At 58.1% G+C, this 18660-nt stretch carries 18 protein-coding genes; 12 read left to right on the top strand and 6 right to left on the bottom strand.

The features are described from left to right. The first annotated feature begins 2 nt into the window (after positions 1-2). From tsaE to AC2FIS_RS10785, 8 genes are all read left to right on the top strand, one after another. Positions 3-476 carry a tRNA (adenosine(37)-N6)-threonylcarbamoyltransferase complex ATPase subunit type 1 TsaE gene (gene tsaE, locus AC2FIS_RS10820; RefSeq protein WP_496739293.1) on the top strand — a complete coding sequence of 158 codons (474 nt, stop codon included), beginning with the start codon at positions 3-5 and terminating at the stop codon, positions 474-476. Beyond that, complete coding sequence (locus AC2FIS_RS10815) at positions 473-1477, top strand: aminoglycoside phosphotransferase family protein (RefSeq protein ID WP_496773323.1); 1005 nt, start codon at positions 473-475, stop codon at positions 1475-1477. Before tsaE ends, AC2FIS_RS10815 begins: the two co-directional genes overlap by 4 nt. Beyond that, complete coding sequence (locus AC2FIS_RS10810; RefSeq protein ID WP_496739291.1) at positions 1474-2160, top strand: nucleotidyltransferase family protein; 687 nt, start codon at positions 1474-1476, stop codon at positions 2158-2160. The genes AC2FIS_RS10815 and AC2FIS_RS10810 overlap by 4 nt, the downstream gene beginning before the upstream one ends. Beyond that, positions 2153-5092, top strand: coding sequence for a double-strand break repair protein AddB (gene addB, locus AC2FIS_RS10805; RefSeq protein ID WP_496773321.1), 2940 nt, complete (start codon positions 2153-2155; stop codon positions 5090-5092). Before AC2FIS_RS10810 ends, addB begins: the two co-directional genes overlap by 8 nt. Continuing rightward, positions 5089-8448: a double-strand break repair helicase AddA gene (gene addA / locus AC2FIS_RS10800; RefSeq protein WP_496773320.1), complete on the top strand. Its 3360-nt coding sequence runs from the start codon at positions 5089-5091 to the stop codon at positions 8446-8448. Before addB ends, addA begins: the two co-directional genes overlap by 4 nt. A gap of 59 nt (positions 8449-8507) precedes the next feature. After that, positions 8508-8828: a thioredoxin gene (gene trxA, locus AC2FIS_RS10795; RefSeq protein ID WP_058275159.1), complete on the top strand. Its 321-nt coding sequence runs from the start codon at positions 8508-8510 to the stop codon at positions 8826-8828. Between the two features lie 91 nt (positions 8829-8919). Then, positions 8920-9270, top strand: a complete 351-nt coding sequence (locus AC2FIS_RS10790; RefSeq protein WP_496773319.1) for a Lin0512 family protein — start codon at positions 8920-8922, stop codon at positions 9268-9270. Beyond that, positions 9267-9629 (top strand): Lin0512 family protein, encoded by a 363-nt coding sequence (locus AC2FIS_RS10785; protein ID WP_496773317.1) that lies wholly within the window; start codon positions 9267-9269, stop codon positions 9627-9629. The genes AC2FIS_RS10790 and AC2FIS_RS10785 overlap by 4 nt, the downstream gene beginning before the upstream one ends. A gap of 61 nt (positions 9630-9690) precedes the next feature. Here the strand turns inward: AC2FIS_RS10785 and AC2FIS_RS10780 are convergent, their stop codons facing one another. Then, complete coding sequence (locus AC2FIS_RS10780; protein WP_109313874.1) at positions 9691-9885, bottom strand: DUF1127 domain-containing protein; 195 nt, start codon at positions 9883-9885, stop codon at positions 9691-9693. 197 nt (positions 9886-10082) lie between these two features. On the opposite strand from AC2FIS_RS10780, the gene hslV reads away from it, so the two are divergent. Further along, complete coding sequence (hslV, locus tag AC2FIS_RS10775) at positions 10083-10634, top strand: ATP-dependent protease subunit HslV (RefSeq protein ID WP_472722487.1); 552 nt, start codon at positions 10083-10085, stop codon at positions 10632-10634. On the opposite strand, the gene AC2FIS_RS10770 is transcribed toward hslV, so the two are convergent. After that, positions 10631-11872 carry an MFS transporter gene (locus tag AC2FIS_RS10770; RefSeq protein WP_472722488.1) on the bottom strand — a complete coding sequence of 414 codons (1242 nt, stop codon included), beginning with the start codon at positions 11870-11872 and terminating at the stop codon, positions 10631-10633. The two genes, hslV and AC2FIS_RS10770, sit on opposite strands and share 4 nt — an antisense overlap. A 115-nt stretch (positions 11873-11987) precedes the next feature. Beyond that, the gene (locus tag AC2FIS_RS10765; RefSeq protein WP_058279372.1) at positions 11988-12389 is read right to left on the bottom strand and encodes a DM13 domain-containing protein; all 402 of its coding nucleotides are present in this window, start codon (positions 12387-12389) and stop codon (positions 11988-11990) included. Positions 12390-12586: 197 nt separating this feature from the next. On the opposite strand from AC2FIS_RS10765, the gene hslU reads away from it, so the two are divergent. From hslU to AC2FIS_RS10750, 3 genes are all read left to right on the top strand, one after another. Further along, entirely contained in the window at positions 12587-13894 is a 1308-nt protein-coding gene (gene hslU, locus AC2FIS_RS10760; RefSeq protein WP_108860507.1) for an ATP-dependent protease ATPase subunit HslU, read from the top strand. Between the two features lie 98 nt (positions 13895-13992). After that, on the top strand, positions 13993-15093 hold the full coding sequence (locus AC2FIS_RS10755; protein WP_496706979.1) for an alpha/beta hydrolase: 1101 nt from the start codon (positions 13993-13995) through the stop codon (positions 15091-15093). Beyond that, positions 15090-16310: an MFS transporter gene (locus AC2FIS_RS10750; RefSeq protein ID WP_496773316.1), complete on the top strand. Its 1221-nt coding sequence runs from the start codon at positions 15090-15092 to the stop codon at positions 16308-16310. The genes AC2FIS_RS10755 and AC2FIS_RS10750 overlap by 4 nt, the downstream gene beginning before the upstream one ends. Here AC2FIS_RS10750 and AC2FIS_RS10745 read toward each other — a convergent pair. The 3 genes from AC2FIS_RS10745 to AC2FIS_RS10735 are packed head-to-tail and all read right to left on the bottom strand — an operon-like array spanning position 16307 to position 18584. After that, the gene (locus AC2FIS_RS10745; RefSeq protein WP_496773314.1) at positions 16307-16894 is read right to left on the bottom strand and encodes a Smr/MutS family protein; all 588 of its coding nucleotides are present in this window, start codon (positions 16892-16894) and stop codon (positions 16307-16309) included. The genes AC2FIS_RS10750 and AC2FIS_RS10745 overlap by 4 nt on opposite strands. Further along, positions 16894-17928 (bottom strand): murein transglycosylase A, encoded by a 1035-nt coding sequence (gene mltA / locus AC2FIS_RS10740; RefSeq protein WP_496773313.1) that lies wholly within the window; start codon positions 17926-17928, stop codon positions 16894-16896. The genes AC2FIS_RS10745 and mltA overlap by 1 nt, the downstream gene beginning before the upstream one ends. Continuing rightward, positions 17925-18584, bottom strand: a complete 660-nt coding sequence (locus AC2FIS_RS10735; protein WP_282119801.1) for a Tim44/TimA family putative adaptor protein — start codon at positions 18582-18584, stop codon at positions 17925-17927. Before AC2FIS_RS10735 ends, mltA begins: the two co-directional genes overlap by 4 nt. Positions 18585-18660 lie beyond the last annotated feature (76 nt).

The raw sequence follows: 18660 nt of genomic DNA, 5'->3' as shown, positions 1-18660 counted from the left end.
CCATGACCAATTCGCCCCGCACGTTCACTTTGAATTCGCCCGAGGAAACAGCAGAATTCGCTGCCCGCCTCGGTGCAGAATTGAGATCTGGAGACATCTTACTGCTTGAGGGCGAGATCGGCAGCGGAAAGACCCATTTTGCCCGCAGCCTGATCCAATCGCTGATGGTCGAGCCCGAAGATGTGCCTTCGCCGACTTTCACGTTGGTTCAGGCTTATGACACGCCGGCCGGGGAAATCTGGCACTGCGATCTGTATCGCCTGAGCGCGGTTGAGGAGGTCGAAGAACTGGGCGTGACCGAGGCTTTCGAAACCGCAATCTGTCTGATTGAATGGCCGGATAAATTGGGCCCGCTGACGCCGGAGTCTGCAGCGAGAATATCTTTCGAAACAGATCCTAACATGACAGAAGCACGCCATCTGACCCTTTCCTGGTCAGATCCGAAATGGCCCGTGAAACTAAGGATTCCCGCATGACAAACCGCGCGGTATTGGCCGAAGCGTTGATCGCGCAGACCAAATGGTCAAATGCAAAGCACGCGCCGCTGGCTGGGGATGCCTCGAACCGTCGGTACGAGCGGCTGACCGATCCGGAAACCGGCAAGACGGCGGTGTTAATGGATTCACCCCCGGGCAAGGCGGAAAATGTCGAAGATTTTGCCCGCATGGCCGAATACCTGCGGTCCCTTGGTCTGAGCGCGCCCGAGATTTATGCCGAGGACACGCATTACGGCTTTCTTCTGCTCGAAGACCTCGGTGACGACCTCTTCGCGCGCGTGCTTGCGCAGACCCCCAGCATGGAGCGTGCGCTTTACGAGGTTGCAACGGATGTTCTGATCGACCTGCACAGCGCGCCAAGCCTGTCTTTGCCATCCTATGATCCGAGTTTGATGACCGAGCTGGCCGCGTTGTCTTTTACCAAATACGCGCAGGCCGTGCAGGGCACGCACGACGCCGACGCGCGTAACCGTTTCGAAAACCGGTTCTCGGACATTCTGCACCGGGAAACTTCGGGGTCCAAAGTTGTTGTGCTGCGCGATTACCACGCCGAAAACCTGATCTGGTTGCCGGATCGCGACGGGGTTCAGCGCGCCGGTCTGTTGGACTTTCAAACCGCTATGCTGGGCCATCCGGCCTATGATCTGGTATCGTTGTTGCAGGACGTGCGTCGCGATGTGTCACTTGGAACTGAGATGCAAATGGTGAACCGCTATATCGCCGCGACCGGGGTGAATGATCATGACTTTCGCACTGCCTACGCTGTTCTGGGCGCACAGCGAAACCTGCGCATTCTGGGCGTCTTTGCTCGTCTGGCAACCGAATACGGCAAGCCCAGCTATGTCGATCTGATCCCGGCAACCTGGGCGCATGTTATGCGGGATTTGGAACATCCCGCACTGGTTGCTGTCGCAGACCTGCTGCGCGACGCCCTGCCCGCACCCACCCCTGAAAATCTGGACAGGCTCCGACAGAAATGACCCAAGACCCCGAAGCCGTCATGCTGTTTGCAGCCGGGTTTGGCACCCGTATGGGCGCATTGACCGAAAATCGGCCCAAACCTCTGATCAAGGTCGCCGGCCGGCCTCTGATTGATCACGCGTTGGATTTGGTGATTGCCCTGCAACCCAAGCGTATCGTGGCCAACCTACATTATCTGCCAGATCAGCTTGAAGCTCATCTAGTCCCAAAAGGTGTTCTGCTTTCCCATGAAACGCCGGAGATTCTTGAGACTGGCGGCGGAACACGCGCCGCTTTGCCCCTGCTTGGATCGCACCCGGTTTACACCCTGAACCCAGACGCGATCTGGTCAGGACCGAACCCTTTGACGATGCTCCGCGAGGCGTGGAATCCCGATCACATGGACGCGCTGTTGATGTGTGTACCGGTGGATCAGACTGTCGGACACACGGGCAAAGGCGACTTCGCAGCAGATGAGAACGGACGGATCGTGCGCGGCGGCAGTTTGATCTATGGCGGTGCGCAGATCATGAAATCCGAAGGGTTGATGGATATCCCTGAGAAAGCGTTCTCACTTAACGTGCTATGGGACCAGTTGCAGCGGCAGGATCGTCTGTTTGCCCTCACCTATCCCGGTCGCTGGTGCGATGTCGGCCACCCCGAAGGGATTGCACTAGCCGAGGGGTTGATTGCCGATGTTTGAACCCAGCCCAGCTCCGCGCGTTTTTGCCGTTCCGCCCGGTTCGGACTTCCCAAAAATGCTGGTTCAGGGGCTGCAAGATCGCAGTGCAGCGCATCCGCCCGAGATGCTGGCGCGCGTTCAACTGGTCGTCAATACAAGGCGTATGGCCCGGCGCGTCCGCGACCTGTTTGACCAAGGCCCGGCGTGCCTTTTGCCGCGTCTTTCACTGGTTACCGATCTGGGGGAAAGCGTCGATCTTGCGCAGATACCTCCGGCGATTCCACCGCTGCGGCGCAGGTTAGAGTTGACGCAGTTGATCGCTAAGCTGTTGGAACAACAGCCAGATCTGGCTGCGCGGTCCTCACTGTTTGATCTTTCCGATAGTCTGGCCGCGTTGATTGATGAAATGCAGGGCGAAGGCGTTTCGCCTGATGCAATCCGGAATTTGGATGTCAGTGACATGTCCGGGCATTGGGAAAGGGCGCAAAAGTTCATCGGAATTGCCGATCAAATCATAGATTCAGGCCCAGATGCGCTGGATGTTCAGGCGCGGCAACGACTTGTGGTGGAAAACCTGATAGAGCGCTGGCAAGTCGCTCCGCCGCGGCATCCGGTTATCCTTGCCGGGTCAACCGGGTCACGCGGAACCACCCTGATGCTGATGGAGGCGGTCGCGCGCCTGCCGCAAGGCGCATTGATCCTGCCAGGGTATGATTTCGATCAGCCCGACCGCGTTTGGCGCGGATTGGACGATGCGCTAACATCGGAAGATCACCCGCAGTACCGGTTCCGCAAGCTGATGTCACAGCTTGGCTTGGAGCCAGATCAGATCATGCCTTGGACGGGTGATCAACCACCCTCGCCTGCTCGCAACCGTTTAGTTTCGCTGGCTTTACGCCCAGCGCCGATCACGGATGCCTGGATGTCCGAAGGCCCGCAACTGACCGATCTGGATGGCGCCACAAAGGACGTGACACTGGTCGAGGCGCAATCGCCCAGGTCCGAGGCCCTGGCCATCGCACTGCGCCTGCGCCAAGCAGCCGAGACCGGCCAAACTGCCGCGCTAATCACACCTGACAGGATGCTGACCCGCCAAGTCAGCGCTGCTTTAGATCGCTGGAACATCCTTCCCGATGACAGCGCTGGTCTACCGCTGCAACTATCGCCGCCCGGCCGGTTTCTGCGTCATGTGGCGGGGCTTTTCGCACGGCGTCTAGATGGCGAGGCATTGCTGACACTTCTGAAACACCCGCTGTGTCATGATGGCACGGAGGGGGGGGCCTTAAACCGACAAAACTTGGAGTTGGACTTGAGGCAATATGGTCCTCCGTTCCCAGATAGTGAAAGTTTAGAAGCCTTCGCTATTCGCAACAAGCGAACGGAAGGCAATGACGGAACTGAAAACTGGGCCCGTTGGGTTGCGGTTCATTTCTGTGGCCAAGTGATTTCGGGCGAGCGCACGCTTTCCGACTGGGTCGCTCATCTGCGCTCTCACGCTGAGGCCATTTCGGCCGGACCTAACTATCAAAAAGTCACACTTTGGGAGAAGAAGGCCGGAAGAGAAGCTCTTTCTGTAATTGCGGCTTTGGAAGACGAAGCGGAACATGGCGGCCCCATGACCGCCCATGACTTTGCCGACCTGTTGGGCGCATTGCTCGCGGGCGAAGAGGTCCGAGATCGCGACGCCCCACATCCGCACATCATGATCTGGGGCACCCTCGAGGCGCGCGTGCAAGGGGCAGATTTGCTTATCTTGGGCGGCCTAAATGAAGGCAGTTGGCCCGAGGCCGCTGCGCCAGACCCCTGGCTGAACCGCCAGATGCGCGACAAGGCCGGACTTTTGCTGCCCGAACGGCGGATCGGCTTGTCGGCTCATGACTTTCAACAAGCCATCGGCGCGCCCGAGGTCTGGCTGACTCGTGCCAAGCGGTCCGACGACGCAGAAACCGTTCCGTCACGCTGGCTGAACCGCCTTACGAACCTGCTGCACGGCTTGCCAGGGCAGGGCGGGCCTGAGGCACTGTCAGAAATGCGCAACAAAGGCCGGCAATGGCTGCAGTGGGCGGAACAGCTTGAAGTCGCGCCGCATATCGAACCGGCAACGCGCCCGTCTCCGCGGCCGCCAGTGGCATCGCGCCCAAACCGGTTGAGCGTGACGGAAATCAAACGGCTGATCCGCGATCCTTATGCGATTTACGCCAAACATGTGCTGCGCCTGAAACCGCTGGACCCTTTGGTGCAAGCGCCGGATGCCTTGTTGCGCGGGATCGTCATCCACGAAATTCTGGAACATTTCGTCAAAGACAGTGTTCTGGACACCGCCTTGTTGACCCGCGAGAATTTTTTGAAACGCGCAGAAACCTTGCTGGATCAACATGTTGCATGGCCCACGGCGCGTAAGCTGTGGCTGGCGCGGTTGGAACGCATCGCGGATGATTTTCTGGCCGCCGAAATCGCGCGACGAAGGGACGGGGGCCCAGTCGCCTTCGAGGCGGCGGTGAAACTTGTGCTGTCGCCCCTGGATTTCACCATCGCGGGCCGTGCCGACAGGATAGATCGCAACAAACGCGGCGCGTTGCGGATTGTCGATTACAAGACAGGAACGCCCCCGACGGAAAGCCAACAATCCAAGTTCGACAAACAGTTACTGATCGAAGCCGCGATGGCCGAAGAGGGCGGTATCGACGGGTTCGACCCTTCACCCGTGGCCGAGGCGATTTTCATTGGCATGGGCGGCACTTACAAAGAAGTACCCGCACCTCTGGCGAAAGAGCCGCCAGACAAAGTTCTAGCCGAGCTCAAAGAGCTGGTCTCTGCCTATTTAGAGCCTGATCAGGGGTTTTCATCCCGTCGAATGTTGCACAAGGATTCGGATGTGGGTGACTACGATCAACTGGCCCGGTTCGGTGAATGGGACCGCACGGATGACACAACGCCTGAGGACCTGACATGAGCGCCCGCAACGACGCAACCGAGCGGCAGGTACAGGCTGCGCGGCCCGACGCCTCGACCTGGTTGGCGGCCAATGCAGGCTCGGGGAAAACGCGGGTGCTGACTGATCGGGTGGCCCGATTGCTGTTGGGCGGCGTCCAGCCTCAGCACATCCTCTGCCTGACCTACACCAAGGCCGCCGCCAGTGAGATGCAAAACCGGTTGTTTGATCGCCTCGGACAATGGGCAATGAAGGATGATGCCGGTCTGATGTCCCAACTGACCGATCTGGGTGTACCCGGCGCGATCGACTCGGACAGGCTTGCACAGGCCAGAACTTTATTTGCGCGCGCTATCGAAACGCCCGGTGGCCTGAAGATCCAGACGATCCACTCATTCTGCGCCTCGCTGCTGCGGCGTTTCCCTCTTGAGGCCGGGGTCAGCCCGCAATTTTCCGAGATGGAGGATCGTGCGGCGGCCTTATTGCGTGAAGAGATTGTCGAGGATTTTGCCGCAGGTCCGCAGGCGAATCTGATCGAAGACGTCGCCCGGTTTGTCACAGATACCGGGTTCGACAAGCTTACCGCGGCCATCACCCAGAAACGCAACCTGTTTGCGCAGCCGCTGGAATGGGCCGATGTGCAGCAACGGTTTGAACTGGCCGACGGGTTCGATGAAGACGCTTTAATAGGACGTGTGTTTCTGGGCGGCGAGGTGGAATTGATCAGGTCGATTCTGCCGGTGCTTTCCGAAAGTGGCGGTAATAACGCCAAGGCGGCCGATAAGCTTGCAGCATTTACCGAGGCTCGCGTCAGTAGCTTACCTATTTTGGAAAGCGTACTTCTGACCGGAAAATCCGCCAAAGAACCCTTTACGGCTAAAATCAACAGTTTCCCGACCAAAGCCCTGCGCGAAGGGGCGCTGGTGGGTCAGATGCCCCAGCTCGAAGCGTTGATGTTGCGGGTGGAGGCCGCACGCGAACATCGGCTGGCACTGGTGGCCGCGCGCAAGACAATGGTGCTACATCGCTTCGCGACGGCGTTTTTGCCGGAATATGAGCGGCGCAAGCAACTGCGCGGATGGCTAGATTTTGACGACCTGATCTTACGTGCGCGGCAGGTGCTGAATGATCCGGCGGTTGCCGAATGGGTGTTGTACCGACTGGATGGTGGTATTGACCACATACTGGTGGACGAAGCTCAGGATACCAGTCCCGATCAGTGGGACGTGGTTGAAAAACTAGCGCAGGAATTTACCAGCGGGGAAGGGGCCCGGTCCGGGGTTGAACGCACGATTTTCGTGGTCGGTGACAAGAAGCAGTCGATCTATTCCTTCCAAGGCGCCGATCCGCAGGCATTCGATCTGATGCAGGCTGAGTTTGGGCGGAAGCTCTCTGAATCAGGCTCTAAATTGTGGGATTCCACGTTAGAATACTCATTCCGATCCTCCAGTGCGATCTTGTCCTTGGTCGACATCCTGTTTGAAAACCGCGCAGAGGCCGGATTTCACAAGGAAAGCCAGCACCGCGCGTTCAAGGCGGATCTGCCGGGCCGGGTGGACCTGTGGCCCGTTGTTGAAAAGGTCGAAGACGATGACGATACCGACTGGACCGATCCGGTAGATCGGCCCGGCGCGCGGCATCACACCGTCATTCTGGCCGAGAAGGTGGCGCAGTCGATCAAGGCAATGATCGAACAGGGTGAGACGATCCCTGAGGATGGCGAAACGCCCGGAACATTTGTAAGGCGTAAGGTTCAGCCGGGGGATTTTCTGATCCTCGTTCAACGCCGTTCGGACCTGTTTGCCGAAATCATTCGGGCTTGCAAAGCCGCCGATCTGCCGATCGCCGGGGCAGACCGGTTGAAGGTCGGCGCAGAATTGGCAGTTAAAGACCTGGCTGCGCTGCTAAGCTTTTTGGCTACGCCCGAGGATAGCCTGTCGCTTGCCACAGTTCTGAAATCGCCGCTGTTCGGGTGGGGCGAACAACAATTGTTCGACCTGGCACATCGGCGCAAGGAACAGTTCCTTTGGGCGGCTCTGCGTCAACGCGCCGAAGAGTACCCTGAAACACTGGCCGTTCTGAACGACCTGCGTGGACAGATCGACTTTCTGCGCCCCTACGACCTGATTGAACGCATCCTGACCCGCCACGACGGGCGGCGCAAGTTGCTGGGCAGGCTGGGTGCCGAGGCAGAAGACGGGATAAACGCGCTATTGTCGCAGGCGCTGGCCTATGAGCGCACGGATATCCCCAGCCTAACTGGATTTCTGGTGTGGATGCAGACCGACGATCTGGAAATCAAACGGCAGATGAGCGGTGTGGGCAACATGATCCGGGTGATGACCGTGCATGGCTCCAAGGGGTTGGAGGCGCCGATTGTGATCCTGCCGGATACGGGCAAACGGCAAGCTCCGCGCGATGCCGAGATCATGGTGGCCGAAGGCACACCGCTTTGGAAAGTTCCGGCTGACGCGTCCCCGGCGTTGATTGCGCGTGCGCGCGACGAAGCCCGAACGCGGGAAGAAAGTGAGCGGCTTCGTTTGCTCTATGTGGCTCTAACTCGAGCTGAAAAGTGGTTGATCGTGGCGGCTGCCGGCGATGTCGGTAAGGATGGGACCAGCTGGTATCAGATGGTTCAGGCCGCGATGGAACGGGCAGGGGCGGTGGCGCTGCCCGGCTCAGAATCTCTGCGATTGTCGCACGGGGATTGGGATGCATCGCCGATTGTTGAAGCCGCAGAGACCGCTGTGGCCGTGACGGACTTGCCAGCCCCATTTCTGTCGCCCGCCACACCACCGGAACCAGATCCCGAGACACTCAGCCCTTCCGATCTGGGGGGTGCCAAGGCCTTGCCCGGCGATGCAGGTCAGGACGAAGAGGCGGCAAAGCTGCGCGGCACACGATTGCACCTGCTGCTGGAACACTTGCCTTCGGTCGCGCGGGACGACTGGCCGCAGCTTTGCGCGCGGGTTCTGCCCGATATGCAGGACGCGGAACGGCAAGAGCTGATGGACGAGGCATGCGACGTTTTGACTGCCACACATCTTCGGCCTGTCTTTGCCGCCGACGCCTTGGCTGAGGTGCCCGTGACGGCCGACCTGAACGGGCGCCGCATGCACGGGGTGATCGACCGATTGATCGTCACTGATACCGAGGTTCAGGTCATTGATTTCAAAACAAATGCAACGGTTCCCAACAGTGCTGAGACATGCCCTGAGGGGCTTTTGCGGCAGATGGGGGCGTATGCCAACGCCTTGTCACAGGTCTATCCGAACCACGAAATCCGCACTGCGATCTTATGGACCAGGACAGCAGATTTGATGTGGCTGCCACACGATCTTGTGACGCACGCCCTGTCGCGCACCCAGATATCTTGACCTTGGATTGCCCGGCCCCTACGTTCTGTTCCCGAGACACCCCATTCAGGAGACAGAATATGTCGACCGTTGCCGTTACCGACGATACCTTTGACGCCGAAGTCAAAAACTCTGATGTCCCCGTTGTGGTGGATTTCTGGGCCGAATGGTGCGGCCCCTGTAAACAAATCGGCCCCGCTCTGGAAGAACTGGCCAACGAATACGGCGGCAAAATCAAAATTGCCAAGGTAGACGTGGACAGCAACCCAAACGCTGCTGCCGCCATGGGTGTGCGTGGCATTCCGGCGCTCTTCATCTTCAAGGACGGTCAGGTTGTGTCGAACCGCGCCGGTGCGGCCCCCAAAGCTGCACTGCAAAGCTGGATCGACGAATCCATCTGATCCGATGTGATCGGTTTTGATCAAGGGCGTCCGAGTTTGGGCGCCCTTTTTTGTGGTTGGCTCAATTGGGCCATCAATACAGGGAAAGCAAATGGCAAAAACACGGGTTCTGGTGGAATTCGGGATGGGCACATCCCTGCGGCGCGAGGATTATACCGAGGCCGCCCTGCGGGCGATCAAGGATGCGCTGTGGCATAACTCGGTGAACATGGCCGAGTTGTTCGGGTTTCCGAAAGAGGCGATGATCATCGACGCCGAGGTGGGTGTGCAGCAGCCCGACCAGGTCGATACCGATACGCTGAAGGCGATTTTTCCGTACGGCCAGCCTAACATCACAGTAACGCAGGGTGGTCTGGATATCGATAAACCCCACACCGATGGCCGCACTGTGATCGCCAATGCGGCGGTCATCGTCTCATTCGATATGGAGCCCGCCCAATGACCGAAAAACGCATCATTCTGGAAATGGGCACCGGCAACGATCTGTACGGTCAGGATTACACCAAAGCCGCCTGTCGCGCCGTGCAGGACGCGCTGCATCATTCGTCGATCACGCTGTTTTCCAAGCTGGGCATCGACCACACGGAGATGCGGGTTCAGGTGACCATCGCCGTTCAAAAACCTGATGAGGTTGACTGTGACAAGGTCGCCGCCGATCTGCCAAGGGGCCGCGCCGAAGTGCGGGCCGTCAAGGGTGGGTTGGATGTTGTGGATGACGCCGCTGGCACGCGCCATGTCATCGCCACAGCCGCGATCGAGGCGTTTTTGCCGGATCAGGCTGGTAAATACGTGCAAAGCTGACAAAGAAAAAGCCGCTCGGATACCCGGGCGGCTGCTTCAAATTCTGGTTCTGATTGCGGGATCAGATCTTTGCGATGTCCGCGCGCACCAGACCGATGTCTTCCAGCTGTGCGTTGGTCAGACCCGACAGGATCTTGCGTGTCTTGCGGCTTTCGTTCCACTCAACAGCGGATTCGAAGACATTGATGAATGCATCCACTACGTGCAGGATGGTAGCTGCTCCGAGTGGGGCATGGATGTTTGCAGTTGTTGCCATGTTCCCAGTCCTTATATCTGAAACAGCCGACCCGTTGTCGGTTGTGAGCCTCATGTAGTCCCAAGCGCGGGGACTCACAATTGCTGGTCTGGTAACCCCGGTTTGCGTTTTGTGCATATCTTTTGGGCAGTTGTGCAACGGGTTGCGCCGATCCCGCGCCCGGCCCATATATAGCGACTGAGAATACGGAGGCTTTCATGGCGGACAGCGATTTTCCCGGATGGCACGGGACCACGATCATTGGTGTCAAAAAAGGCGGGCAAGTCGTTATTGCCGGGGACGGACAGGTCAGCCTGGGCCAGACCGTGATCAAGGGGACCGCGCGTAAAGTACGCCGCCTGTCACCGGGCGGATTCGAAGTTGTCGCCGGATTTGCCGGTTCGACCGCTGACGCTTTTACTCTGCTGGAACGGCTTGAGGCGAAACTGGAAGCGACACCCGGCCAACTCGCTCGTGCGTCCGTTGAACTGGCCAAGGACTGGCGCACCGACAAGTACCTGCAAAAACTTGAGGCAATGCTGATCGTCACCGACGGCAAAGACCTGTTGGTTATCACCGGGGCGGGGGATGTGCTGGAACCCGAACACAACGTGGCCGCCATAGGATCAGGTGGAAACTTTGCCCTGGCCGCTGCGCGGGCAATGATGGGCGGCGATAAACCCGCCGAAGAGGTCGCGCGCGAAGCCATGGCGATTGCCGCAGACATCTGCGTCTATACCAATGGCAATCTGACGATTGAGACGATCTAGGCCAGCAGCGCCGAGATTTCTTTCCCCTTCCAGCGCCGGTACATGCCGACCAGCCCAAGCAGGGCGGTTGCGATGACGATGTAATAGGGCAGGCGGATGTCGATGCTCATCAATCCGCCGCCGACCAGGGACATGACACCACCGGCAAGGCAGAAGACCGCCGTCGTAACGCCCATGACCCAACCCTGATCCGCTTCGCCAACGCTGGACGAAAACAGACCCAGCAGGGTCGGGTAAGCGACGCCAAAGAAGAAATAGAAGAAGAAGACCGGAACATAGCTCAGTACCCCGCTGGGGCTGAAGGCAAAGCCAAAGCCGCAGATCACCATCACCACCAATGAGGTATGGATGATGGAATGCTTGCTGAACCTCTCTTGCGCTGGTTTCACAAGGAATGTGCTGGAAAACGCCAAAGCAAAGCCGATGACTACCATTGCCATACTGCCACCGATCACGCCGTAGCCCCATGCACTGGTCAGGAAATTATCGACGAATACGTAGAACGTGACATTGGCAATCATGAACAGCGCATAGACGGGCAGGATTTTTAGAACCAACGGGTGTTCACGCACCGCGATCAGGCTGTCGGTGATATCGCGCGGGCGAAAGACAAACGCAGCCCGCTCGGTTCGGGTGTCCTTGAAGTAAACGCTCACCAGGAAGATGGCGATCATCACCAGAACAAACGCGCCGTAGAACGGCATCTTGAGCGTGGCGTAGCTGCCCAGTATCGCCGCGTCGGACAGAACAGCCCCGATAATCGGGCCGCCGACCAGACCAAAGCTGACGCCGGTGATGATATACCCCATATTGCGGTCACGGTCGGCGGCATCGGTACTACCGTCGATCATCGCCGCTTGTGCAATGGGCTGATTACCTGCCGTAAAGCCGGTGATCGACCGACCAATGATCAGCAGAAGCAAACTGTTAAGGTAAAGTGCAGTGATGGTGATGGCATAACCGGCCAGCGCCCCACCTAAACACACCAGCAAAGCATTCTTGCGCCCGATGGAGTCCGAGACCTTTGAGACATAGACCACACCCAGAAACCAGGACAGAAAGAAACACCCGATCACCAGCCCGTAGAAGAAATGGCGCTGACCCATTGAAGTTCTTTCCGGCAGGAACCCGGATTTTGTTTCCATGATCAAAGAGTTGATGATGGGAAAGACCAGCCCTTGTCCGATCAGATCCACGAATACCACGAACAATAACGTAATCTTGGCAATCTTCGTCATGATACACACCTCGGAACTGGTCCCTTGAGGTAAGTGTAGCAGACAGGCGCAATGGCACCTAACGCCTTGTCAGAGGCCGGTAATTACCGGCCTCCGGGCGCAATTCGTCGTTGGGTTACGAAAGCGCAGCAACGCCCAGCGGAACGCCGGCGACGTCACACCAGATGTAAACTTCGTTATAGCCCGAGATATCCATAGTCGGCGGTACGGCATAAGACTGCTTGCCCTTCAGGTTCAGCAGCGCGCCCAGCTTCGAGTTCGGATCATAGGTGCCATCCTTGCCGAAGGCCACGCGTGGGTCGGGACCGTTATCCAGCGAAAAGTCATCACCCAGCTCAACGATATAGCGCTCACCGTCTTTGACCACTTTGACCGAACCGGTGGTGATATGTTTCGAGCGGCCCTCGAATGTGCCCTTTTTCTTGGCACCGCCGGCGGCAGCGACATTGGCACTGGCCAGAGTCAGAGCGGCGCCCGTTGCAGCGGCATTCAAAAAGAGCGAACGACGAGTCATCATGATGTGGGTCTCCATTTCAAAGTGCAGGCGAACTTGCCCGTCGACGCAGACTATGCGCAGCTATTTTCTGTCTGGCGATTCACATCACCACGATTTTCCGTGTGCAGACCGTGTGTTGGCGTGAGTTTTTCGTGATCAGCTTGTGTTTTTGTGGCTTATGATTAGGTTCCGGTGCGAAACAATTGGATAGAACTCACATGACCGACCTGACCCCGCGCGAAATCGTCTCGGAACTGGACCGTTTCATCATCGGGCAAAAGGATGCCAAACGGGCCGTGGCCGTTGCGCTGCGCAACCGCTGGCGGCGCAAGCAGTTGGCCGACGACATCCGGGACGAGGTCTATCCGAAAAACATCCTGATGATCGGCCCCACCGGTGTCGGCAAGACCGAAATCAGCCGCCGCCTGGCGAAACTGGCCCGCGCGCCCTTCATCAAGGTCGAAGCCACCAAATTCACCGAAGTGGGCTATGTCGGTCGTGACGTGGAACAGATCGTGCGCGATCTGGCGGACGCTGCCATCCTGCAAACCCGCGAATATATGCGCGAGGATGTCAAAGCCAAGGCGCATCAAGCCGCCGAAGACCGCGTGATCGAAGCCATTGCAGGCACCGATGCCCGCGAAGGCACGCGCGAGATGTTCCGCAAAAAGCTGAAGGCGGGCGAGCTGGATGATACCGAGATTGAGCTGGAGCTGTCCGACTCGTCGAACCCGATGCCAATGTTCGATATTCCCGGCCAGCCCGGTAGCCAAATGGGGATGATGAATCTGGGCGATATCTTCGGCAAGGCCTTTGGCGGGCGTACTGTGAAACGAAAAATGACTGTCTCGGAAAGCTATGAAGCGCTGATCGGGGAAGAGGCCGACAAGCTGCTGGATGATGAGATCGTTAACCGCATCGCGCTGGAATCCGTTGAACAGAACGGCATCGTGTTCCTAGATGAGATCGATAAGGTTTGTGCCCGTACAGACGCGCGGGGCGGCGATGTCAGCCGCGAAGGGGTACAGCGCGACCTGTTGCCTTTGATCGAAGGCACGACAGTATCCACCAAGCACGGCCCAGTAAAAACCGACCATATCCTGTTCATCGCGTCGGGTGCGTTCCATATCGCCAAACCGTCGGACCTGTTGCCGGAACTGCAGGGCCGCCTACCGATCCGCGTGGAATTGCGCGCGCTGACCGAAGAAGATTTCGTGCGCATCCTGACCGAAACCGACAACGCCCTGACCCGTCAATACACCGCTTTGATGGGCACCGAAGAGGTCACGGTCAGCTTTACCGATGACGGAATCGCGGCCCTTGCGCGTATCGCAGCTGATGTGAACCAAAGCGTCGAAAACATCGGTGCGCGTCGTTTGTACACGGTGATGGAGCGCGTGTTCGAAGAGCTGTCCTTTACCGCGCCCGATCAGGCCGGAATTTCGATCACGGTTGATGCGCAATTCGTTGACGACAATCTGGGCGAATTGACCAAATCCACTGACCTCAGCCGTTACGTTTTGTAACATCGCCAGCCGGTTTTTGCCGCTTTGGCAGCGTTGTGCCGCTGGACGCCGGGCCAGAATGAGATAGCGTAGTCGCAATTCACCCAGAGGGCTGACCAGTGCTGCGCTATTTAATAATTCTGATTACATCCCTGTCGCTAAGCGCCTGTGTCGACCGGACGGTAACCGAGATTGTTCCCTCGGCCGTAACTGTCGGAACGCCTGAAAAGATATTCGCAGCCACAACGCGAGCGCGTGAAGCAGACGGAACTTATGGATTCAAGCGTGGGGAAGCGCTGAAGTTTTTGGAAACAACAGTGTCGATCCCGCCATCACACACACCGGGAACATTGAAATTCTCTTATGCGAATCCGAACCCGAAAAAAGAATTTGTTCTTACAAATGTGACCGAACTGGGCGGGCCAAAGGGTTTACGCGAACATTTGCGCGGCGAAGACGATGTTACGATTTTTGTACACGGCTACAACTCGACCCAGACAGAAACGATTTTCCGCGCGGCCCAGCTGACCCATGACATTGGTCTTCCGGGCTCCACGCTGGTTTACTCCTGGCCTAGCCGCGCGACCGGGTATGGATATGCCTATGATCTGGACAGCATGTTGTTTGCCCGCGACGGGTTGGAGCAAACCATCCGCGAACTGAAATCCATGGGAGTCAAACGCGTCATTCTGGTAGCACATTCCATGGGTGGCGCTTTGACGATGGAGATGATGCGCCAAACGGAACTGCAGGAACCGGGTTGGGCGAAAAGGAACCTCGAAGGGGTTGTGCTGATCTCGCCCGATCTGGATCTGGATCTGTTTCGCTCGCAGATGAGGCGGATCGACAATCCGCCCGACCCATTTATCGTAATGGTCTCGCAAAAGGACAAAATCCTGAACATTTCCGCCCGCCTGCGCGGCACGGATGAGGGTGTGCGGCTGGGAAACATCACCTCACTCGAGTCGCTCGAGGAATTCCCGATCAACGTGATCGACACAACTGCGTTCAGCAGCGATGCCGAATCCTCGCATTTTGTGGCGGCGACTTCTCCGGCTCTGTTGTCGATCCTTAGTTCGTTGCGGCGCGTCAATAACACGTTCGGACGCGAAGACAGGCCCGGCATCGATATACTGGTGCCGCCCAGCGAGCGTAATCCAGACGGCGCCACGGAAATCGTTCTGACAGAAACAGGGCAGGCTCAGGTCACTACCCCGTGACGCGGTTCAGCCTGCGTCAATATTTTCGGGACAACGCGACCTGGTTGGGCGCGGGGGTTTTGCTGACCTTTCTGTCCAGCTTTGGGCAGACCTTCTTTATCTCGATCTTCGCTGGAAACATCCGCGCGGAATTTGGTCTTGGGCACGGCGCCTGGGGTGGACTTTACTCTCTGGGCACCACCGTTTCGGCCATCGTTATGATCTGGGCCGGCGGGCTGACGGATGTTTTCCGCGTCCGCGTTTTGGGGCCCGCCGTTCTGGCTGGTCTGGCCGTGGCGGCGGTGGCCATGGCTTTGAACAGCTGGCTTGTCCTGTTGCCGCTGGTGGTCTTTTTGTTGCGCCTGTTCGGTCAGGGGATGAGCGTTCATCTGGCACAGGTCGCCATGGCGCGATGGTTCATCGTTACACGTGGCAAAGCCCTGTCGATTGCATCGGTTGGCTACGCGATTGGTGAGGCACTGCTGCCGCTGGCTTTCGTGGCCGCGATGGCGTTTCTGGACTGGCGGTGGCTGTGGGTGTTGTCCGCAGTGGTCGTCCTGATGGGGATACCCGTTCTGACGCGACTTTTGCGTCAGGAGCGCACGCCGCAAAGTCTGGCGGATGCGTATTCAGCGACAGGGATGCAGGGCCGCCATTGGACCCGAAAAGACGCGCTGTTTCATCCGCTGTTTTGGTTCATGGCCCCGACTATACTGGCCCCATCGGCCTTTATCACCGCGTTTTTCTTCCATCAGGTGCATCTTGCCCAAGTCAAGGGCTGGCAGCATATCGAACTGGTCGCCCTGTTTCCGGTTTTCACCGGCGTATCCTTGATTGGGATGTTTGCGGCCGGCTGGGCGCTGGACAAATGGGGCACCGCGAGGCTGATGCCTTTTTACCAAATCCCGATCGCAATTGGTTTTGTGATCGCAGGAATGACAAACTCAATCGGCGGGGCCCTGATTGCAATGATCTTTCTGGGCCTGACGGTTGGAGCAAACAACACGCTACCAAGCGCCTTTTGGGCTGAATTCTACGGTACCAGGCACATTGGGGCGATCAAGGCGATGGCCACAGCCGTTATGGTTTTAGGATCAGCAATCGGCCCCGGCCTGACCGGGATATTGATCGACGCCGGTATACCGCTGAGCACGCAGTTCCTGTGGATCGGCGGTGTTTTCATACTTGTATGCCTGTCGGCTAAAATCGGAATTACACGCGCTATGCGCTCGTTTTAACGCGTCCGGCGCAGATAGACGTAATAAGCCCCTTCGCCCCCGTGGCTGATATGGGCTGGGGTCACTTGCAAAACAGCCTGTGCAAGCGGCGGCAAGGCCAACCATTGCGGCACCTGATTGCGCAATACGCCGCGTGGAGTTGGGATTGGGCCGGGTTCATCCCTGTCCTTGCCCTTTCCGGTGACAACCAGAACAAGGCGCTTACCTGACGCCTGGGCCGTTAGAATAAACCGGGTCAGCGCCGGATACGCAGTGTCCATGCGCATGCCATGCAGGTCCAGTTTCCCTTCAGGCTTGATCTTGCCGCGTTTCATACGGCCAAATGCCTTGGTGTCCATTTGCACCGGGCTGGTACGCAAATTTTCACTGATCGAGGGCTTAAACGCATTTCGCACGGGTTTACCGGGCGCGTTTTGTCCGACCTCGAATGCCTCAAACCGGGGTTTTGGGGGTTTGTTCGGCTTGGGTTTGGGCAGTGTGACCGGGTGGACCGATTGTGGAATTTCGGGATGCAGCCGCTCAGCCTGTTTGGCGACCTTGCGCCACAGCTCGATCTCGTCTGCCGTCAATTTGCGTCGGGACATCAGAATTCATCCGGTAACAGGGCATAGGCCCGCTGGATCGGCAGCAGCAACACCATCCGCCCCGGATCCCTGAGGCGCCCGGCGGCCTTTCCCGCCTCGTCCCCTGTGCCAAAGAATATATCCGCGCGCTGCGCCCCTTTGATGGCGGCACCGGTGTCCTGCGCAATCATCAACCTTCGCAACGGGGTTTTGCCGTCCTTTTCCACCCAAACAGGGGCACCAAGCGGCGTATGAGCCGGATCAGCTGCAATACTGCGCATCGTGGTGACCGACCGGTTCATGGCACCCAACGGCCCAAGCTCGGGCGCAACGCGCGAGACCTCGCGGAAGAACACGTAAGAAGGGTTGTGAAACAGCAACTCGGCCCCTGCTTCGGGATTTTTGCGGACCCATGCGCGGATCATCTGAGCACTAACCTCATGCGCACCCAGCGCACCCTGACGAATCAGCTCGGTCCCGATGGAACGATAGGGGTGACCGTTCGCGCCGCCATAGCCGACGCGCAAGGCACTGCCGTCTGGAAGGCGCACACGCCCCGAGCCCTGGATTTGCAGAAAGAACAACTCGACCGGGTCATCCACCCAGGCGATCTCAAGGCCGCGGCCCTGCATCGCGTCGCCCGTCAGGATTTCACGGCGGCTGAGCCAAAGCCCTTCGGCCCGCGCCTCCGGCGGCATTTTGTAGATCGGGTATTTGAACCGGTCGGTCCGGGTTTTGGACCCGTCTAGTTCAGGTTCGAAATAACCGGTGAACAGGGCCTCTTCTCCGTCCTCGACCAGAACTGGACGAAAGAACAGCTCAAAAAACGACTGCGCCGCGTCTGCGTCGTAGGTTCGGGCGACGCGACACAATGCCTGCCAATCCGGATCGTCCAGATCGCCGCAGGTGTTCAGAAATACCGAAAGGGCCGCCCCGTGATCGTCGGCAGCCCATCCATCCAGATCGTCAAAGGAAAGAATTGATCGCGTCGGTTCAGCGCTGGCGGCAGTGGTCATAACTGCCACCAGAAATAGCGACCGGAGCGCGCCAATCATGCGTCCGTGGCAACAAGCAGCCAGTTTGGATCATCAGCGCCCATGACACGGGCAAAGGTCCAGCTGTCCTTTTGGCGTTTAATAGTGTTTGGGTTGCCTTCGATGATATCACCGCCACGATCACGCACGACCGAGGTCAGCTCACCCACAAACCGCATGGTGATTTCCGCCTGGTTTGTGTCTTTGTCGAAGGTCGCATCCGCCAGCGCGGTTTCGCGCACGCCGACAAACTCAGCCTCGATGGTCAGACCCTGATCTTCGCGGGCCGCCACGACTGAAACGAATGTGTCAAACACCTCTTCGGACAGGAAGGGCTGGATTTCATCCAGATTGCCCTTTTCGAACCCCATGACGATCATCTCATAGGCTCCGCGGGCACCCTGCACGAATTCACCAACAGAGAATTCGGGCTCGACCCGCTTCATCGCGGCCAGCGTTTTCGCCTGTTCGCTGTCTTCGGCGACATGGTCTGTGATGTCATGATCCGGCCCGCCTTCGATCACCTCGAAGCCGCGACGCGACTTGTCCGCCTCGGGTTGCTGTTGAACAGGGGGTTTCTCAAAGCCCTCACGTGTACCCAGCACGCTTTTCAGGCGCAGGATCAGGAAAACGGCAATTCCGGCCAGGACCAGCAACTGGATCATCGGTTCGTTCATTTCATCCTCTTTTCAGACCGCGACTTTGTATACGCGGCCTCATGCCACTATGTAGGTGACAGATCGTGGCAAGTCC

The sequence above is a fragment of the Ruegeria sp. CDSB113 genome, assembly GCF_059611045.1.
The sequence above is the reverse complement of the archived record's forward strand: the minus strand, read 5'-3'. Positions and strand labels throughout refer to the sequence as shown.